Origin of the sequence: Acinetobacter sp. YK3, assembly GCF_001729365.1 — a bacterium.
Classification (GTDB): Bacteria; Pseudomonadota; Gammaproteobacteria; order Pseudomonadales; family Moraxellaceae; genus Acinetobacter; species Acinetobacter vivianii.
The window spans coordinates 1-18176 of the sequence record NZ_LZPJ01000065.1; the positions used below are offsets into that span (position 1 = coordinate 1).

Sequence of the window (18176 nt, forward strand, 5' to 3'; positions counted from 1 at the left end):
AAGTTTGAACGTAACAAACCACACGTAAACGTGGGTACAATTGGTCACGTTGACCATGGTAAAACAACTTTAACTGCTGCGATTGCAACGATCTGTGCAAAAACTTACGGCGGTGAAGCTAAAGATTACGCAGCTATCGACTCTGCACCAGAAGAAAAAGCACGTGGTATTACAATTAATACTTCACACGTAGAATACGATTCTCCAACTCGTCACTACGCTCACGTAGACTGCCCGGGCCACGCCGATTATGTTAAAAACATGATTACTGGTGCTGCTCAGATGGACGGCGCGATCCTTGTATGTGCTGCGACTGATGGTCCAATGCCACAAACTCGTGAACACATCCTTCTTTCTCGTCAGGTTGGTGTACCTTACATTCTTGTATTCCTTAACAAGTGTGACCTTGTTGATGATGAAGAATTACTTGAATTAGTAGAAATGGAAGTTCGTGAACTTCTTTCTACTTACGACTTCCCAGGTGATGACACTCCAGTTATCCGTGGTTCTGCTCTTGCTGCGCTTAATGGCGACGCTGGTCAGTACGGTGAGTCTGCAGTTCTTGCTCTTGTTGAAGCGCTTGACTCTTACATCCCAGAACCAGAACGTGCTATCGACAAAGCATTCTTGATGCCAATCGAAGATGTATTCTCAATTTCTGGTCGTGGTACTGTAGTAACAGGCCGTGTTGAGTCTGGTATCGTTAAAGTAGGCGAAGAAGTTGAAATCGTTGGTATTAAAGATACAGTTAAAACAACTGTAACTGGCGTAGAAATGTTCCGTAAACTTCTTGACGAAGGTCGTGCGGGCGAGAACTGTGGTGTTCTTCTACGTGGTACTAAGCGTGAAGACGTACAACGTGGTCAAGTACTTGCTAAACCAGGTTCAATCAAGCCACACACTAAATTCGATGCGGAAGTATACGTACTTTCTAAAGAAGAAGGTGGTCGTCACACTCCATTCCTTAACGGTTACCGTCCACAGTTCTACTTCCGTACAACTGACGTAACTGGCGCGATCAAATTACAAGATGGCGTAGAAATGGTAATGCCTGGTGACAACGTAGAAATGTCAGTAGAGTTAATCCACCCGATCGCAATGGACCCAGGTCTACGTTTTGCGATCCGTGAAGGTGGTCGTACTGTAGGTGCTGGTGTTGTTGCTAAAGTAACTGCATAAGCCCAATACTGTGTTACACTCAAATCGGAAGCTTCGGCTTTCGATTTGCATAATAGGCTAGTAGTTCAATTGGTAGAGCGTCGGTCTCCAAAACCGAATGTTGGGGGTTCGAGTCCCTCCTGGCCTGCCACTTTTTTTTTATAAAAAAGCTTAATTCTGGCTGAGTTGTCATATAATAAGTCGCGAATTCTACGACGAGTAAAAAAATGTCGAATGATAAATCGCGTGACGCATTAAGCGACGCGCCAAACCCTCAAAGAAATAATGCTGCAGAAGTTGTAAGCTCTGGTACTCCACTTGATGCTGTCTTGTGGCTGATTGCTATCGCTTTATTGATCGGTTCAGCATTGGTAAATCAACATTTACCTGCCTATTGGGCACCAGCAAATGATATTTGGGTGCGCGTTGGGGTAATTTTGGCTTGTATCGTCGTCGCTTTAGGTTTATTATACGCCACCCATCAAGGCAAAGGCTTTGTGCGTTTGTTGCAAGATGCGCGAATTGAACTGCGTCGAGTGACCTGGCCAAAAAAACAAGAGACGATCACGACTTCGTGGCAGGTTCTTTTGGTTGTACTTGTTGCATCATTGGTTTTATGGTGTTTCGATTACGGGTTAGGTTGGTTTATTAAGTTAATTATCGGGTAAGAGTGCGATGAAACGTTGGTATATTATTCATGCCTATTCAGGTTTTGAAAAACAAGTGATGCGTTCACTTAATGACCGAATCCAGCGCAGCACTGTTGCTGATAGCTTTGGTGAAGTCCTTGTCCCTACTGAAGAAGTAGTGGAAATGAAGGATGGTAAGAAGCGTAAGTCTGAACGTAAATTCTTTCCTGGCTATGTGTTAGTCGAAATGGAAATGAATGATGATACTTGGCACATCGTAAAAGAGTGTCCAAAGGTTCTTGGTTTTATCGGTGGTACACCAGAAAAACCAGCACCGATTTCACAACGTGAAGCTGATGCGATTCTTGCGCGTGTACGTAATACTGGTGAAGCACCACGTCCTAAGACGATGTTTGAACCAGGTGAAGAATTGCTCGTTGTTGACGGTCCGTTCACTGACTTTAAAGGAGTCGTGGAGGAAGTTCAATACGATAAGTCACGTTTAACGTTGACGATTAATGTATTTAATCGACCAACTCAGGTTGAACTCGAGTTTCGCCAAGTCGAAAAAACGATTTAATCTGCCTAGGTTGATAAGCGCCCGATCTGATCGGGCATTGTTGTTCAAACACTTCGGTGTTGTTTAATTTTTTGGGGAGCCTAACGGCGTCTGTACCCAGAGGTAATTTTCAATGGCTAAGAAGATTGACGGCTATATCAAGCTGCAAGTTCCAGCTGGTAAAGCGAATCCATCTCCACCAATTGGTCCTGCTTTAGGTCAACGTGGTGTAAACATCATGGCATTCTGTAAAGAATTCAATGCTGCTACACAAAAACTTGAAGTTGGTTTGCCAATTCCTGTCGTGATCACTGTGTACAACGATAAGTCGTTCACTTTCATCATGAAAACTCCACCTGCATCTATTCTTCTTAAGAAAGCTGCTGGTATTCAAAAGGGTTCTTCTGTACCTAACAAAACTAAAGTTGGTAAGTTGACTCGTGCTCAATTAGAAGAAATCGCGACTACTAAAGAACCAGACTTAACTGGTGCTGATTTAGACGCTCGTGTTCGTACCATCGCTGGTTCTGCACGTTCTATGGGCTTGGAAGTGGAGCTATAAGACATGGCAAAGTTAACTAAACGTCAAAAAGCCATCGCTGCTGCTGTAGAAGCAAACAAAGTTTACACTTTGGAAGAAGCAGTACAAGTTCTTAACAGCCTTCCAGCTGCGAAGTTCAAAGAATCTTTAGATATCGCTGTAAACCTTGGCGTAGATCCACGTAAATCTGATCAGGTTGTTCGTGGCGCGACTACTTTACCTGCAGGTACTGGTAAAACTGTACGTGTAGCTGTATTTGCTCAAGGTGCTGCTGCAGAAGCTGCGAAAGCTGCTGGTGCTGATATCGTTGGTTTTGATGACCTTGCTGAAAGCATTCAAGGTGGAAACCTTGATTTCGACGTTGTTATTGCAGCTCCTGATGCAATGCGCGTTGTTGGTAAGCTTGGTACAATTCTTGGTCCACGTGGCTTAATGCCAAACCCTAAAGTGGGTACAGTAACTCCTGATGTTGCTAACGCGGTTAAGAATGCTAAATCTGGTCAAGCACGTTACCGTGTAGACAAAGCGGGTATCATCCACGCTGCGATCGGCCAACTTGGCTTTAGCGAAGAAGCTGTACGTCAAAACGTTGAAACTTTAATTGCAGACTTGAAAAAGTTGAAACCTGCAACTTCTAAAGGTGTATACGTTAAAAAGATCACTTTGAGCTCAACTATGGGCCCTGGTTTGATCGTTGACGTAAGCAACGTATCTAAGTAATTAGAAAGAATTTTAAAGCCTTAGATTTGCTCTTTGAGGAAATCTAAGCAAACTTTGAATTGATAAATGAATATTTATCAGCGTCAAAGACCTCAGGCGAGAAACATTTTCGAATGTTTTTCTTAATCATCCAGTCTGAGTAGACGCGGTGGTGTGATTTATTCCTCCTCCGCGTGTAAGTCTGAATAGGGCTTACGAATTGGGAGTGCATCTGTTAAAGGTGCATAAATCACCGTTAGGAGGTTTTACGATGGCTCTTCTTATCGAAGACAAAAAACAGATCGTTGCAGAAGTAAACGAAGTTGCTTCTAAAGCGTTCTCTGCCGTTGTTGCTGACTACCAAGGCTTAACTGTAGAGCAATTAACAACACTTCGTGTTGAAGCTCGTAAGTTAGGTGTTACTACACGTATCGTGCGTAACACTTTGGCTAAGCGTTCATTCGAAGGTACTCAATTCGATATCTTGAATGACGACCTTGTTGGTCCAACAATTCTCGGTTTCTCTACTTCTGAAGACGACATGGGTGCAGCTGCACGCTTGTTCGAAGAATTTGCGAAAACTAACAAAGCATTTGAACTTAAAGCTGCTGCATTTGATGGCAAAGTTTATAAAGGTGCTGACGTTAGCGTTATTGCGAACCTTCCGAACCAAGAGAAAGCGCTTACTATGCTTGCCTCTGTTCTTCAAGCTCCTATTTCGAAATTGGGTCGCCTTATTACAGCGCTCAAAGAGAAAAACGAGTCAGAAGCGGCTTAATCCTATTTTCACACCATTCAATATCCATTTGGAGTTATTCTCATGGCTTTAACTAACGAAGAAATCTTAAACGCAGTTGCTGAAAAAACAGTTCTTGAACTTGTTGAATTAATCTCTGCTTTCGAAGAGAAATTTAACGTATCTGCTGCTGCTGTTGCTGTTGCTGCTGCTCCAGGTGCTGGCGCTGCTGCTGCTGAAGAACAAACTGAATTCAACGTTGAGTTGACTTCTTTCGGTGCTAACAAAGTTGCTGTAATTAAAGCAGTACGTGAAGCTACTGGTCTTGGCCTTAAAGAAGCTAAAGATATGGTTGAAGGCGCTCCAGCTGTTCTTAAGGAAGGCGTTTCTAAAGAAGAAGGCGAAGAACTTAAGAAGAAGCTTGAAGAAGCTGGTGCTACAGTTACACTTAAGTAATTCTGTAGGGAGTCGGTTTTTTGATAATCGGCTCCAAAAAATGGCTGATGGCTCTTGGGTCATCAGCCTTTTTGCGTTACAATAATCGGCTCGTTTTTTGTTAGTTTTGCGTATAATCCGCGTATTATTTAAGCAAAACCAATGAAATCAAACGCTTACCAATATTTTTTTGCTTATAAAAATATTGTTAAGCGTTTTAATACCACTAAAAATTGCAGCATTTGTAAACAGTGGTGGCCATATCGGCCTGCGTAATTCCTTCTAAGCCCGTTCTGCAGGCGGGTTTAGTTTACTTTCCGAGGACTCCAGATGGCATACTCATATACCGAAAAGAAACGGATCCGTAAGAATTTTGGTAAATTGCCCCACGTAATGGAAGCACCGTACTTACTTTCGATTCAGGTCGATTCGTACCGTACATTCTTACAAGGCGGTAAAACACCAAAAAATCGCGAAGATATCGGTCTCCAAGCCGCATTTCGTTCAGTTTTTCCTATTGAAAGTTATTCTGGCAATGCTGCTTTAGAATTTGTTGAGTATAGCCTTGGTAAGCCTGAGTTTGACGTACGTGAATGTATTTTACGTGGTTCAACTTATGCAGCACCAATGCGCGTAAAAATTCGTTTGATCATTAAAGATCGTGAAACGAAATCAATTAAAGACGTTCGTGAACAAGAAGTTTACATGGGTGAAATGCCACTCATGACCGATAACGGTACATTCGTTATTAACGGTACTGAGCGTGTAATCGTATCTCAATTACACCGTTCACCAGGCGTATTCTTTGACCATGATAAGGGTAAAACCCACTCAAGCGGTAAAGTGTTGTATTCAGCACGTATTATCCCTTACCGTGGTTCATGGTTAGACTTTGAATTTGATGCAAAAGATTTAGTATTCGTACGTATTGACCGTCGTCGTAAATTATTGGCGACTGTGATTTTACGTGCCTTGAATTATACCAATGAACAAATCCTGAATTTGTTCTACGAAAAAGTACCTGTATATCTTGATATGGGTAGCTATCAAATTGACCTCGTTCCAGATCGCTTACGTGGTGAAATGGCGCAATTTGATATCTTGGACAATGATGGTAAAACCATTGTTGAACAGGGTAAACGTATTAATGCACGTCACGTACGTCAAATGGAAGCTGCGAACTTAGCGAAGCTTTCTGTACCTGATGAATATTTATATGAGCGTATTACTGCTGAAGATATCACACTGAAAAGTGGTGATGTGATTCCTGCGAATACTGTTCTTAGCCATGAAGTGATGGTGAAGTTGGCTGAAGGTGGTGTTAAACAATTTAACATCCTGTTCACGAACGACATCGATCGTGGTCCTTTCGTTGCAGATACATTACGTGCAGATACCACAACTGGCCGTGAAGAAGCGCTTGTTGAAATCTATAAAGTAATGCGTCCAGGTGAGCCGCCAACGAAAGAAGCTGCTGAAAACTTATTCAATAACTTGTTCTTCTCTTCTGAGCGTTATGACCTTTCTCCAGTAGGTCGTATGAAGTTCAACCGTCGTTTGGGTCGTCCTTACGAAGTGGGTACTGATCAGAAGTCACGTGAAGTTGAAGGTATTTTATCGCACGAAGATATCATTGATGTACTACGTACATTGGTTGAAATCCGTAACGGTAAAGGTGAAGTCGACGATATCGATCACTTGGGTAACCGTCGTGTACGTTCTGTTGGTGAAATGACTGAAAACCAATTCCGTGTTGGTCTAGTTCGTGTTGAACGTGCTGTTAAAGAGCGTTTAAGCCAAGCAGAAACTGATAACTTGTCTCCACAAGATTTAATCAACGCGAAACCAGTTGCTGCTGCAATCAAAGAATTCTTTGGTTCAAGCCAGTTATCTCAGTTCATGGACCAAAACAACCCATTGTCTGAGATTACACACAAACGTCGTGTATCTGCGCTTGGTCCTGGTGGTTTGACACGTGAACGCGCGGGCTTCGAAGTACGTGACGTACATCAAACTCACTATGGTCGTGTTTGTCCAATTGAAACACCTGAAGGTCCAAACATTGGTTTGATCAACTCGCTTTCTGTTTATGCAAAAGCGAATGACTTCGGTTTCTTGGAAACACCATACCGTAAAGTTATCGATGGCCGTGTAACAGATGATGTTGAATATTTATCTGCAATTGAAGAAGTGGGTACTGTCATTGCACAGGCCGATTCTGCAGTAGATAAAGATGGCAACTTGACTGAAGAAATGGTTTCTGTACGTCATCAAGGTGAATTCGTACGTATGTCGCCTGAGCGCGTAACACATATGGACGTTTCTGCACAGCAGGTTGTTTCTGTTGCAGCATCATTGATTCCATTCCTTGAACACGATGATGCGAACCGTGCATTAATGGGTTCGAACATGCAACGTCAGGCTGTTCCTACATTGCGTGCTGACAAGCCGCTTGTTGGTACAGGTATGGAAGCAAACGTAGCACGTGACTCAGGTGTGTGTGTGATCGCGAACCGTGGCGGTGCGATTGAATATGTTGATGCATCTCGTATCGTTATTCGTGTAAACGAAGATGAAATGATCGCGGGTGAAGCAGGTGTAGATATCTACAACCTGATCAAATACACACGTTCAAACCAAAATACATGTATTAACCAAAATGTCATCGTGAACTTGGGCGACAAAGTTGCTCGTGGTGATATCTTGGCTGACGGTCCATCGACTGACATGGGTGAACTTGCGCTTGGTCAAAACATGCGCGTCGCGTTTATGACATGGAACGGTTATAACTATGAAGACTCGATCTTACTTTCTGAGCGTGTACTTCAAGAAGACCGTTTAACGTCGATTCACATTCAGGAATTGTCATGTGTAGCACGTGATACCAAGTTAGGTGCAGAAGAAATTACTGCCGATATTCCTAACGTAGGTGAAGCTGCACTGTCTAAACTGGATGAGTCAGGTATTGTTTATATCGGTGCTGAAGTGACTGCGGGTGACATCCTTGTTGGTAAGGTAACGCCTAAAGGTGAAACTCAGTTAACACCTGAAGAAAAATTACTTCGCGCAATCTTTGGTGAAAAAGCGGCTGACGTAAAAGATTCATCTTTACGTGTTCCGTCTGGCACTAAAGGTACGGTTATCGACGTTCAAGTCTTCACACGTGATGGCTTGGAAAAAGATGAACGTGCACAAGCAATTGAAAAAGCTCAGCTTGATGCATACCGTAAAGACTTGAAAGAAGAATACAAAATCTTCGAAGAAGCAGCACGTGAACGTATTGTTCGTTTGTTGAAAGGTCAAGAATCTAACGGTGGTGGTTCAACTAAACGCGGCGATAAACTTTCTGAAGACGTATTGTCTGGTTTAGAGCTTGTTGATTTACTTGAAATCCAGCCAAATGATGAAGCAATTGCTGAACGTTTAACTCAAATTCAAGTGTTCTTGAAAGAGAAGAGTTACGAGATTGACGAGAAGTTTGCTGAGAAGAAGCGTAAACTTTCTACAGGTGATGAATTAACAACTGGCGTATTGAAAGTTGTTAAGGTTTACCTTGCAGTTAAACGTCGTATCCAGCCTGGTGATAAGATGGCGGGTCGTCACGGTAACAAGGGTGTTGTATCTAACATCTTACCAGTTGAAGACATGCCACATGATGCGAATGGTGTACCAGTCGACATCGTATTGAACCCACTGGGTGTACCGTCACGTATGAACGTGGGTCAGATTCTTGAGACTCACTTGGGTATGGCGGCGAAAGGTCTTGGCGATAAGATCGAAAAAATGTTGAAAGAACAACGTACAGTGATTGAACTGCGTGAATTCTTAGACAAGATTTATAACAAGGTTGGTGGTGAGCAGGAAGAGCTTGATAGCTTGACTGACGCAGAAATCTTGGCGCTTTCAGGCAACTTACGTGCTGGTGTTCCATTAGCGACTCCTGTATTTGATGGTGCTGAAGAAAGCCAGATCAAAGACTTACTTGAATTGGCAGACATTTCTCGTACAGGTCAAACAGTATTGTTTGATGGTCGTACAGGTGAACAGTTTGACCGTCCTGTAACTGTAGGTTACATGTACATGCTCAAATTGAACCACTTGGTTGATGACAAGATGCATGCGCGTTCAACAGGTTCTTACTCACTTGTTACCCAACAGCCGCTTGGTGGTAAAGCACAATTCGGTGGTCAGCGTTTCGGTGAGATGGAAGTATGGGCACTTGAAGCATACGGTGCAGCATATACGCTCCAAGAAATGCTTACTGTGAAGTCGGATGACGTCGAAGGCCGTACACGCATCTATAAGAATATTGTAGATGGTAACCATTATATGGATCCGGGTATGCCTGAATCGTTCAACGTATTGACCAAAGAGATCCGTTCTTTAGGTATCAACATTGAACTGAAAAATGGTGACTAAATCCCCCTCGATCCCCCTTTGTTAAAGGGGGGAAGTTCCCCTCTTTCTTAAAGAGGGGTTAGGGGAGATTCCAAATTTCAGTAAAAACAATATTTGTGACCCAGTCGGGAGAGCGTAGCTCCTCGACACACGGAGAAAAAAATTGAAAGACTTGCTCGATATCATGCGTAAGAAAACGGATTCAGAAGGTCATGCACCTATTGAATTTGACCGTATCCGTATTGGTCTTGCGTCACCAGAGATGATTAAGTCATGGTCTCACGGTGAAGTTAAAAAGCCTGAAACCATTAACTACCGTACTTTTAAACCTGAACGTGACGGTTTGTTCTGTGCCAAAATCTTTGGTCCAGTAAAAGATTACGAATGCTTGTGTGGTAAATACAAGCGTATGAAATACAAAGGCGTCATTTGTGAAAAATGTGGCGTTGAAGTAACAACTGCTAAAGTTCGTCGTGAACGTATGGGTCACATCGAGCTTGCTTCTCCAGTTGCACACATCTGGTTCTTGAAATCATTACCGAGCCGTATCGGTTTACTTCTTGATATGACATTACGTGATATCGAGCGCGTATTGTATTTCGAATCTTATGTTGTTACTGATCCTGGTATGACTCCGTTTGAAAAGTATCAACTTTTAACAGACGAAGAATACTACAATGCACTTGAAGAACACGGTGATGAATTCACTGCGAAAATGGGTGCAGAAGCAGTTCAGGATTTATTAAAAGATATCGATCTTGAAGCTGAGATTGCGCGTTTACGTGAAGAAATTCCACAAACAACGTCAGAGACGAAACTTAAAAAAGCGTCTAAACGTTTGAAATTGATGGAAGCATTCAAAGATTCAAACAACAAGCCTGAATGGATGGTGATGAATGTACTTCCAGTACTTCCACCAGACTTACGTCCGCTTGTACCACTTGAAGGTGGTCGTTTCGCGACTTCAGACTTGAACGATTTATATCGTCGTGTGATCAACCGTAACAACCGTTTGAAGCGTCTTCTTGACCTTGCTGCGCCAGACATCATCGTACGTAACGAAAAACGTATGTTACAAGAGTCTGTTGATGCGTTGCTTGATAACGGTCGTCGTGGTCGTGCAATTACAGGTTCGAACAAACGTCCATTGAAATCTTTGGCAGACATGATCAAAGGTAAACAAGGTCGTTTCCGTCAAAACTTACTTGGTAAGCGTGTTGACTATTCTGGTCGTTCGGTAATTACCGTTGGTCCTACTTTACGTCTTCACCAATGTGGTCTTCCGAAGAAGATGGCACTTGAATTATTCAAGCCATTTATTTTTGCGAAACTACAAGCATCTGGCCAAGCAACAACCATTAAAGCTGCGAAGAAAATGGTTGAGCGCGAGACACCAGAAGTTTGGGACGTTCTAGCTTCTGTAATTCGTCAACATCCAGTCATGTTGAACCGTGCGCCAACACTTCACCGTCTAGGTCTTCAAGCATTTGAACCTATTCTGATCGAAGGTAAGGCAATCCGTCTTCACCCACTCGTATGTGCTGCGTTTAACGCCGACTTCGATGGTGACCAAATGGCGGTACACGTTCCATTGACATTGGAAGCACAGTTAGAAGCACGTGCGTTGATGATGTCTACAAACAACATCTTGTCACCTGCAAATGGTGAGCCGATCATCGTTCCTTCTCAGGACGTTGTCTTGGGTCTTTACTACATCACACGTGATGCGGTAAATGCCAAAGGTGAAGGCATGGTGTTTGCGGATACTCACGAAGTTAACCGTGCATTAGCGACGGGTAAAGTTGCGATCCATGCGCGTGTAAAAGTACGTGTACATCAAACTGTGATTGATGAAAACGGTAACCGTGAAAAGCAAACTATCATTGTTGATACAACACCTGGTCGTTGCTTGTTATGGGAAGTTGTTCCACAAGGTTTAAGCTTCGAATCGATCAACCTTGAGATGACCAAGAAAAACATCTCTAAGTTAATCAACTCTTGCTACCGTAAACTTGGTTTGAAAGATACTGTTATCTTCGCTGACCAATTGATGTATTTGGGCTTCCGTCAAGCGACGCGTTCAGGTGTATCTGTTGGTATGGAAGATATGTTGATTCCACCAACCAAGCATACGATTATCGATAAAGCTGAAACAGAAGTTCGTGAAATCGAACAACAGTTTGAGCAAGGTTTCGTAACTGCGGGTGAGCGTTATAACAAAGTTGTCGATATTTGGGCGCGTACAAACGACCAAGTTGCGAAAGCGATGATGGATAACTTGTCTTATACCCTTGTGAAAAACAAACAAGGTGAAGACGAGAAGCAGAAATCATTCAACTCGATTTATATGATGTCTGACTCGGGTGCCCGTGGTAGTGCGGCGCAGATCCGTCAGCTTGCTGGTATGCGTGGTTTGATGGCGAAGCCAGATGGCTCGATCATTGAGACTCCGATTAAAGCAAACTTCCGTGAAGGTTTGACGGTACTTCAGTACTTCATCTCGACACACGGTGCGCGTAAAGGTTTGGCCGATACAGCATTGAAAACTGCGAACTCTGGTTACTTGACACGTCGTCTGGTAGACGTAGCACAAGATTTAGTTATTACTGAATCTGACTGTGGTACAGCTGGCGGCTTAGTCATGACTCCATTCATTCAAGGTGGTGACGTTATTGAACCATTACGCGACCGCGTATTAGGTCGTGTAACTGCTGAAGATGTACGTCGTGCATCTGATGATGAAGTTGTACTTCCACGCGGTACGTTAATTGACGAGAAAATTGCTGCTCAGCTTGAAGAAGCGGGTGTCGATGAAGTTAAAGTACGTTCAGTTATCGCTTGTGAATCTACCTTCGGTGTATGTGCTCGTTGTTATGGTCGTGACCTTGCACGCGGTCACTTGGTGAACCCAGGTGAATCAGTTGGTGTAATGGCTGCACAATCAATTGGTGAGCCAGGTACACAGTTAACGATGCGTACGTTCCACGTTGGTGGTGCTGCGAGCCGAACTTCTGCTGCAAACAGTGTTCAAGTACGTAACAAGGGTACTGTACGTTTCCACAACGTGAAAACTGTACAACATGCCAAAGGTCACCAAGTATCTGTTTCACGTTCAGGTGAAATTGGTATTGCGGATGATTTAGGTCGTGAGCGCGAGCGTTATAAGCTTCCTTACGGTGCAAGCATCTTGTTGAAAGATGGTGAAGCTGTAGAAGCTGGCGGTATCGTAGCGACTTGGGATCCACATACACATCCATTGGTAACAGAAGTTGCTGGTAAAGCGCGTTTCAGCCAGATTGCTGATGGCGTAACTGCAACATCGAAAACTGATGATGCAACGGGTATGACCACTGTTGAAATCTTACCTGTAACAGCTCGTCCTGCTTCTGGTAAAGATTTACGTCCTGCAATCGTGTTGGATACAACAGATGGCGGCGAACAGTTCTACTTCTTGCCACAAAACACAATTGTGACTGTCCGTGATGGCGAAACGATTGGTGTGGGTGACGTTATTGGTCGTGTACCACAAGAAACTTCACGTACTCGTGATATTACCGGTGGTCTTCCGCGTGTAGCTGACTTGTTCGAAGCACGTAAGCCGAAAGAACATGCGATCCTTGCAGAAGTATCAGGTGTTGTAAGCTTCGGTAAAGAGACCAAAGGTAAGAACCGTTTAGTGATTACTCCAGATGATGGTTCTGAGATCTACGAAGAATTGATTCCAAAATGGCGTACCATTAACGTGTTCGAAGGTGAGCATGTGAACCGTGGTGAAACCATTTCTGATGGTCCACAAAACCCACATGACATCTTACGCTTGAAAGGTGAAGTTGCATTAACCAACTACATCGTGAACGAAGTTCAAGACGTTTACCGTCTCCAAGGTGTAAAAATCAACGATAAGCACATTGAAGTTGTTGTACGTCAAATGTTGCGTAAAGTTGATATCACTGATGGCGGTGATACAAGCTTCATCAAAGGCGAGCAAGTGGATTACATCCGCGTTGTTCAAGAGAACCAAGCTGTCTTGGCTCAGAACAAGTTCCCTGCGAAGTTTGAACGTCAATTGATGGGTATCACGAAAGCATCGCTTTCTACTGACTCGTTCATTTCTGCTGCATCGTTCCAGGAAACAACTCGTGTGTTAACTGAAGCGGCTGTAACAGGTAAAGAAGATGATTTACGTGGCTTGAAAGAAAACGTTGTTGTGGGTCGCTTGATCCCAGCAGGTACAGGTCTTGCGTATCACTTAGAGCGTCGTCGTCAAGAAGCAGAAGCTGCTGAATTTGAACTCCACAATGATTTCAGTGAAGTTGACCAAGCATTTAGTCAAGCGTTGAACTCAGACCAGTTCTAAGTCTTAACGAATGAAAAAGGCACCTTCGGGTGCCTTTTTTTGTGGAAAAATGAAGCTGTTGTTACAAAAAGGCATTAAAGCATGAGTATTTGATTACTGAATGAGGGTAAACACTTCATCAAAGCATACTATGCTACCCACATCTGAGAGAGGAGTAGTTCTAATGAAAAAAATGATGATGATTGGTGGTGTTGCTTTAATGTCAACAACTCTATTTGTAGGTTGCCAGAACGCGAGTCCAGAAAGTAAACGTATTGGTTCTGCTGCGATTGGCGGTGGTGCAGGTGGTGCTGTAGGTAAGCACGTTGGTGGTAATCTCGGTGCTGGTCTTGGTGCTGCAATTGGTGCAGGCGTTGCCGCAAATGCTAAAGGTTCAAATAGTAAAAATACACGTAATAGCGCAATCGGTGCTGGCTTAGGTGCAGTAATTGGTGGTGCTGTATTAGGTGGTGATTCTGGCGCTGCGGTTGGCGGTGCGCTCGGTGGTAGTGCTGGTTCTGCTTACGGTGAGAAAAAAGGTAAGTACTAAGCCCGCGCTTGACCTGACAGATGGCATCGTGATGAGCTGACGAATTAAATCAGCTCATCACGATGACTGTTATCTTATAAATGATTATTTTCGCAATGAAGGTAAGATGGCTGAGAAAGCCCCAATAAAAACTATAATTTATCTCGATCATTTTTGTATTTATTTAATTCTCTTGAAAACACCAAATTTTTGACTAGGTATATCCCGATCATTCCTGTCCGTTGTTTATTTCCTATTCTTAAGTCATACCAGTTAGTTTGTTCTAATTAAAATTTACCTTTACAAAATATCAATCGAATAGGACATAGTGATAACACAATGTGATCAAATTCCCCATAAAAGAGGACTATGCTTTGACTAGAGCATAAGAGAAGTGAGTATAGGCATGAAAAAAACAATCGGTTTAGTTTCGACTTTGGTGTTATCGGCGGTAATGTTTACAGGCTGTCAAAATATGAGTGCCTCTGATCAGCGTATTGGTACAGCAGCGCTTGGCGGTGCTGTCGGTGGTGGTTTAGGTAACCATGTTGGTGGTGGCCTTGGTGCTGGCGTTGGTGCAGCTGCGGGTGCAGGTGTCGGTGCCAATGCGAAGGGCGCAAATAGTAGCTCTACAACCAGTAGCGCGATTGGTGCTGGTATTGGTTCCGTCGTTGGTAAAGCAATCTTTGGTGGCGACTCAGGCGCTGCGATTGGTGGTGCAATCGGTGGTGGTGCAGGTGCAGCCATTCAAGAGAAGAAAAGATAATTTCTGCTGACCAGATTCAAAAATGCCTGCATTTATTGTAGGCATTTTTATTTTTATTACTTTAAATTGAGGCCTTAGGTTTTTTACGTCGGATATAAAGTACCTTCTCAACTTCAGCAATACGCGTACCTGCATCATCTACAATATTTAAGGTGTAATGACGTAAAACGGGTTCATGATTTTCTGCCAGACGTTTAATTTCGTTTATTTCATTTGCATTGAGTTGGATCTCTGCATAAACGGTATTCCGTCCTGGCGCAATAAAATTAATCGTGGCACTTTTATCCCAGACAATATATTTATTTCCCAGATGGTGTATCAGAATTAACATATAAAAAGGATCGACCATTGAATATAAACTGCCGCCAAAATGCGTTCCGACAAGATTGCGATTACGTCTTGTCAGCGGCATTTTGACTCGAATGTAGTAATCATCTAGATCAATGGTTTCAATCTCGATTCCCGCACCACGATAAGGGGAGTAGTGATTGAGCAGAAATCTGGAAATCGCAGGAATGGTTCGAATTTTTCTGAAAAAGTCTTTCATGGTCAATTTTTTTTCTTGCAACTCTATTCATACTCCATAAGTATCATTTTTAGTGTATCGCTGGCAATGGCTGTTTTATCACCAAGCCGATAGAAAACAAAATGGGAAAGAATTATGCAAACACAAGTAAAAACAGTAACGACATCAGACCAGCAAACGCTTTGTGTCAAAACATGGGGCGATGAGAAAAAAACACCTTTGGTGCTCGTGCATGGTTATCCAGATAATCAGGAAGTTTGGGAACCGATCATTGAAAAGTTAGTCGATGAATATTATGTCGTGACCTATGACGTGCGTGGTGCGGGCCTATCATCAATTCCTAAACGCATTAAGGATTATCGTTTGCCACGCTTGTCACTGGATTTACAGGAAGTTGTTGATCAGGTTTTACCAAATCGTAATTTTCATATGGCAGCGCACGATTGGGGATCTTTGCAGTCTTGGGAATCTGCAACTGAACCAAAACTCAAAGGCCGCCTGTTGTCCTATACAACCATTTCAGGCCCTTGTCTGGATCACGCTTCGTTCTATTTACGTGAAAAATTTAAAGCTGCACCAAGCAATGTATTAAAAATGCTTACAAAATCATGGTATATCGGAGCTTTCCATTTACCTCTGATTGCACCGACGGTATGGACGTTCTTTAGCCCTGAAAAATGGGGCAAGATTTTAAGTGGTTTAGAGAAAAAGCAAGGTTTGCCATTAAATGCCAATATTGTCTCAGACGGCAAATATGGCATTAATTTATATCGTGCCAATTTTATTCCTTCTTTAACTCAGCCACGCCAACGTTATGCACAATGTCCAGTTCAGGCCATCGTGTTAAAGCGCGATGCTTTCGTTAGCCCAGAGTACATCACTGAATCGATGCCAAAATGGGTAGAAAAATTTGAATATGTTGAGCTGGATGCCAACCATTGGGCTGTGTTGAGTCAGCCAGAAAAAATTGCTGAACTGATCCGTCAGTTTGTCCAACGTCAGGCAGCTTAAGGTTTTAGTAGAATTATTAAGCTAAAAATCACTTAAGATTAGCGATAATTCGGCGATATTTTCAGCTAGGTTTTCATGAATCTGCTAGAATGTCGCCTTTTCTTTGCTCCTAAATTTGTTCATGAATGCTGTCGTAATTGCGATTGCCGTGATGTTTATCCTGTCACTGGCACGAGTTTCTGTTGTTCTCACATTAGTGATTTCAGCCATTATTGGCGGCTTGGTCGCTGGTCTAAGCCTTTCTCAAACAGTAGAAGCATTTAATGCAGGCTTAGGCGATGGGGCTGAAGTTGCATTGGCTTATGCTGTGTTGGGTGCGTTTGCATTGGCACTTTCCAAGTCAGGATTGCCCGATTTGCTGGCTCATAAACTGATTGGTTTATTGGGTATGGAAGCAGGTAAAAATCAGCAGACTAAAGTGAAATATCTTTTGCTTACGATTTTACTGATTGCTGCAATTTTTTCTCAAAACCTGATTCCTGTCCATATTGCCTTTATCCCCGTACTGGTTCCACCTTTGTTAAAAGTTATGAATCACTTGAAGCTGGATCGTCGTGCGGCAGCATGTGTCATGACGCTAGGTCTGGTCGGCACCTATATTTTCCTCCCTGTGGGCTTTGGTGCAATCTTCCTTGAACAGATTCTGATGGGCAATATCAACAAGATTGGCGCCGCTTATGGCCTGCATGTCGAGCGAGGTATGATGCCAATTGGTATGGCGATTCCAGTATTAGGCATGGTGATTGGTACGCTGGTTGCGGTATTTATTAGCTATCGTAAGCCACGTTTCTATGTTGACCGATCAATTACTCCAGTTAAAACGATTGATCTGGATAAGCCACTGAAAGTCACCACGCAAGCAGAATATGATCTCAAGGCTGATGCTGAAGAGCTGAAACATGAAGCAGAGAATGTGCCTTATATTTCCAAGAAAACCATGTTTATGGCGGTGCTTGCGATCGGCTTAACGTTGGTTGCACAGCTCTATTCAGGTTCGATGATTCTGGGTGGTCTGGTCGGTTTTGCAGTGCTGTCTGCTTCGGGCATTTTTAAATGGCAAGATGCGGATGACGTGTTTGTACAGGGCATGCGCATGATGGCGCTGGTGGGCTTTATCATGATCTCTGCGGCAGGTTTTGCTTCAGTGATGACGCACACAGGTGATATTACTCATCTGGTCAATGGCGTGGTCCATATCATTGGCGATAACCATGCACTCGCTGCATTCCTGATGCTCTTTATCGGCTTGTTCGTGACGATCGGGATAGGCTCTTCGTTCTCAAGTGTACCTGTGCTGGCGGTGATCTACGTGCCATTGTGCGTACAGTTTGGTTTTTCTCCTTTGGCAACCATCGCCTTGATTGGAACAGCGGCTGCTTTAGGTGATGCAGGTTCACCAGCATCCGATTCAACATTGGGGCCAACAGCAGGTCTAGGTGTTGATGGTCAACATGATCACATTTGGGATACGGTTGTGCCTACATTTATACATTTTAATATCCCGCTACTCATTTTTGGCTGGATTGCAGCAATGGTTTTATAATCAGAAATGGCTCATTTATGAGCCATTTTTTTTGCTTTATAAAGTGTGGCTTAAATATAAAAATAATCATTAAATGACATTTTTTGTCTCTTTTTAAATCTAATTTTATAATGTGGTTTTAATATTAAGCTATACGTGATTATTTTTTTAAATCTGGCTTAATTTATTTTTAATATATTTTTTTGCTTTATCTTAATCTGATTAAAATACTAGGTTTTATAGAGGTTTAAGTTGATTAAAATAGTCTGAATTAATAATTATTACATATTTTAACAATTATATTTTATTAATATTCAATGCATTATAAAGG

General features: G+C 42.8%; 14 protein-coding genes and 1 tRNA gene. 14 read left to right on the forward strand and 1 reads right to left on the reverse strand.

The genetic code is table 11. The features are described 5' to 3' along the window. The 12 genes from tuf to A9Z07_RS05485 form a co-directional block, all read left to right on the forward strand. Positions 1 to 1179 (forward strand): elongation factor Tu (tuf, locus tag A9Z07_RS05430; RefSeq protein ID WP_205634329.1); only part of this gene is annotated, 1179 nt, incomplete at its 5' end. A 54-nt stretch (positions 1180 to 1233) separates the two neighbouring features. Continuing rightward, positions 1234 to 1309, forward strand: a tRNA-Trp gene (locus tag A9Z07_RS05435). A gap of 76 nt (positions 1310 to 1385) precedes the next feature. Next, positions 1386 to 1826, forward strand: coding sequence for a preprotein translocase subunit SecE (gene secE / locus A9Z07_RS05440; protein WP_069577564.1), 441 nt, complete (start codon positions 1386 to 1388; stop codon positions 1824 to 1826). A gap of 7 nt (positions 1827 to 1833) precedes the next feature. Next, positions 1834 to 2367: a transcription termination/antitermination protein NusG gene (nusG, locus tag A9Z07_RS05445; RefSeq protein WP_004774016.1), complete on the forward strand. Its 534-nt coding sequence runs from the start codon at positions 1834 to 1836 to the stop codon at positions 2365 to 2367. 112 nt (positions 2368 to 2479) lie between these two features. Next, the gene (gene rplK / locus A9Z07_RS05450) at positions 2480 to 2908 is read left to right on the forward strand and encodes a 50S ribosomal protein L11 (RefSeq protein WP_004637639.1); all 429 of its coding nucleotides are present in this window, start codon (positions 2480 to 2482) and stop codon (positions 2906 to 2908) included. A 3-nt stretch (positions 2909 to 2911) separates the two neighbouring features. Beyond that, positions 2912 to 3607, forward strand: coding sequence for a 50S ribosomal protein L1 (gene rplA, locus A9Z07_RS05455; protein ID WP_004656290.1), 696 nt, complete (start codon positions 2912 to 2914; stop codon positions 3605 to 3607). 250 nt (positions 3608 to 3857) lie between these two features. Then, positions 3858 to 4364 (forward strand): 50S ribosomal protein L10, encoded by a 507-nt coding sequence (gene rplJ / locus A9Z07_RS05460; RefSeq protein ID WP_004774017.1) that lies wholly within the window; start codon positions 3858 to 3860, stop codon positions 4362 to 4364. A 42-nt stretch (positions 4365 to 4406) separates the two neighbouring features. Beyond that, positions 4407 to 4778, forward strand: coding sequence for a 50S ribosomal protein L7/L12 (gene rplL, locus A9Z07_RS05465; protein ID WP_004774018.1), 372 nt, complete (start codon positions 4407 to 4409; stop codon positions 4776 to 4778). A gap of 309 nt (positions 4779 to 5087) precedes the next feature. Further along, positions 5088 to 9176 carry a DNA-directed RNA polymerase subunit beta gene (gene rpoB / locus A9Z07_RS05470; protein ID WP_069577565.1) on the forward strand — a complete coding sequence of 1363 codons (4089 nt, stop codon included), beginning with the start codon at positions 5088 to 5090 and terminating at the stop codon, positions 9174 to 9176. Between the two features lie 142 nt (positions 9177 to 9318). Beyond that, positions 9319 to 13512, forward strand: coding sequence for a DNA-directed RNA polymerase subunit beta' (gene rpoC / locus A9Z07_RS05475; protein WP_004774020.1), 4194 nt, complete (start codon positions 9319 to 9321; stop codon positions 13510 to 13512). A gap of 163 nt (positions 13513 to 13675) precedes the next feature. Further along, positions 13676 to 14041: a DNA transfer protein p32 gene (locus A9Z07_RS05480; RefSeq protein WP_069577566.1), complete on the forward strand. Its 366-nt coding sequence runs from the start codon at positions 13676 to 13678 to the stop codon at positions 14039 to 14041. 385 nt (positions 14042 to 14426) lie between these two features. Beyond that, positions 14427 to 14786, forward strand: coding sequence for a YMGG-like glycine zipper-containing protein (locus A9Z07_RS05485; protein WP_004774022.1), 360 nt, complete (start codon positions 14427 to 14429; stop codon positions 14784 to 14786). Positions 14787 to 14847: 61 nt separating this feature from the next. Here A9Z07_RS05485 and A9Z07_RS05490 read toward each other — a convergent pair whose 3' ends face one another. Continuing rightward, complete coding sequence (locus tag A9Z07_RS05490; protein WP_069577569.1) at positions 14848 to 15333, reverse strand: DUF4442 domain-containing protein; 486 nt, start codon at positions 15331 to 15333, stop codon at positions 14848 to 14850. A 114-nt stretch (positions 15334 to 15447) separates the two neighbouring features. On the opposite strand from A9Z07_RS05490, the gene A9Z07_RS05495 reads away from it, so the two are divergent. Both A9Z07_RS05495 and A9Z07_RS05500 read left to right on the forward strand, forming a co-directional pair. Next, positions 15448 to 16323, forward strand: coding sequence for an alpha/beta fold hydrolase (locus A9Z07_RS05495; RefSeq protein ID WP_004774028.1), 876 nt, complete (start codon positions 15448 to 15450; stop codon positions 16321 to 16323). A 121-nt stretch (positions 16324 to 16444) separates the two neighbouring features. After that, a complete protein-coding gene (locus A9Z07_RS05500; protein WP_069577567.1) occupies positions 16445 to 17866 on the forward strand; it encodes a Na+/H+ antiporter family protein in 1422 nt (473 codons plus the stop codon). Positions 17867 to 18176: the final 310 nt, after the last annotated feature.

Coding starts and splice junctions, on each gene's coding strand:
- secE (WP_069577564.1), top strand. CDS start 1,386: ATGTCGAATGATAAATCGCGTGACGCATTAAGCGACGCGCCAAACCCT.
- nusG (WP_004774016.1), top strand. CDS start 1,834: ATGAAACGTTGGTATATTATTCATGCCTATTCAGGTTTTGAAAAACAA.
- rplK (WP_004637639.1), top strand. CDS start 2,480: ATGGCTAAGAAGATTGACGGCTATATCAAGCTGCAAGTTCCAGCTGGT.
- rplA (WP_004656290.1), top strand. CDS start 2,912: ATGGCAAAGTTAACTAAACGTCAAAAAGCCATCGCTGCTGCTGTAGAA.
- rplJ (WP_004774017.1), top strand. CDS start 3,858: ATGGCTCTTCTTATCGAAGACAAAAAACAGATCGTTGCAGAAGTAAAC.
- rplL (WP_004774018.1), top strand. CDS start 4,407: ATGGCTTTAACTAACGAAGAAATCTTAAACGCAGTTGCTGAAAAAACA.
- rpoB (WP_069577565.1), top strand. CDS start 5,088: ATGGCATACTCATATACCGAAAAGAAACGGATCCGTAAGAATTTTGGT.
- A9Z07_RS05480 (WP_069577566.1), top strand. CDS start 13,676: ATGAAAAAAATGATGATGATTGGTGGTGTTGCTTTAATGTCAACAACT.
- A9Z07_RS05485 (WP_004774022.1), top strand. CDS start 14,427: ATGAAAAAAACAATCGGTTTAGTTTCGACTTTGGTGTTATCGGCGGTA.
- A9Z07_RS05490 (WP_069577569.1), bottom strand. CDS start 15,333: ATGAAAGACTTTTTCAGAAAAATTCGAACCATTCCTGCGATTTCCAGA.
- A9Z07_RS05495 (WP_004774028.1), top strand. CDS start 15,448: ATGCAAACACAAGTAAAAACAGTAACGACATCAGACCAGCAAACGCTT.
- A9Z07_RS05500 (WP_069577567.1), top strand. CDS start 16,445: ATGAATGCTGTCGTAATTGCGATTGCCGTGATGTTTATCCTGTCACTG.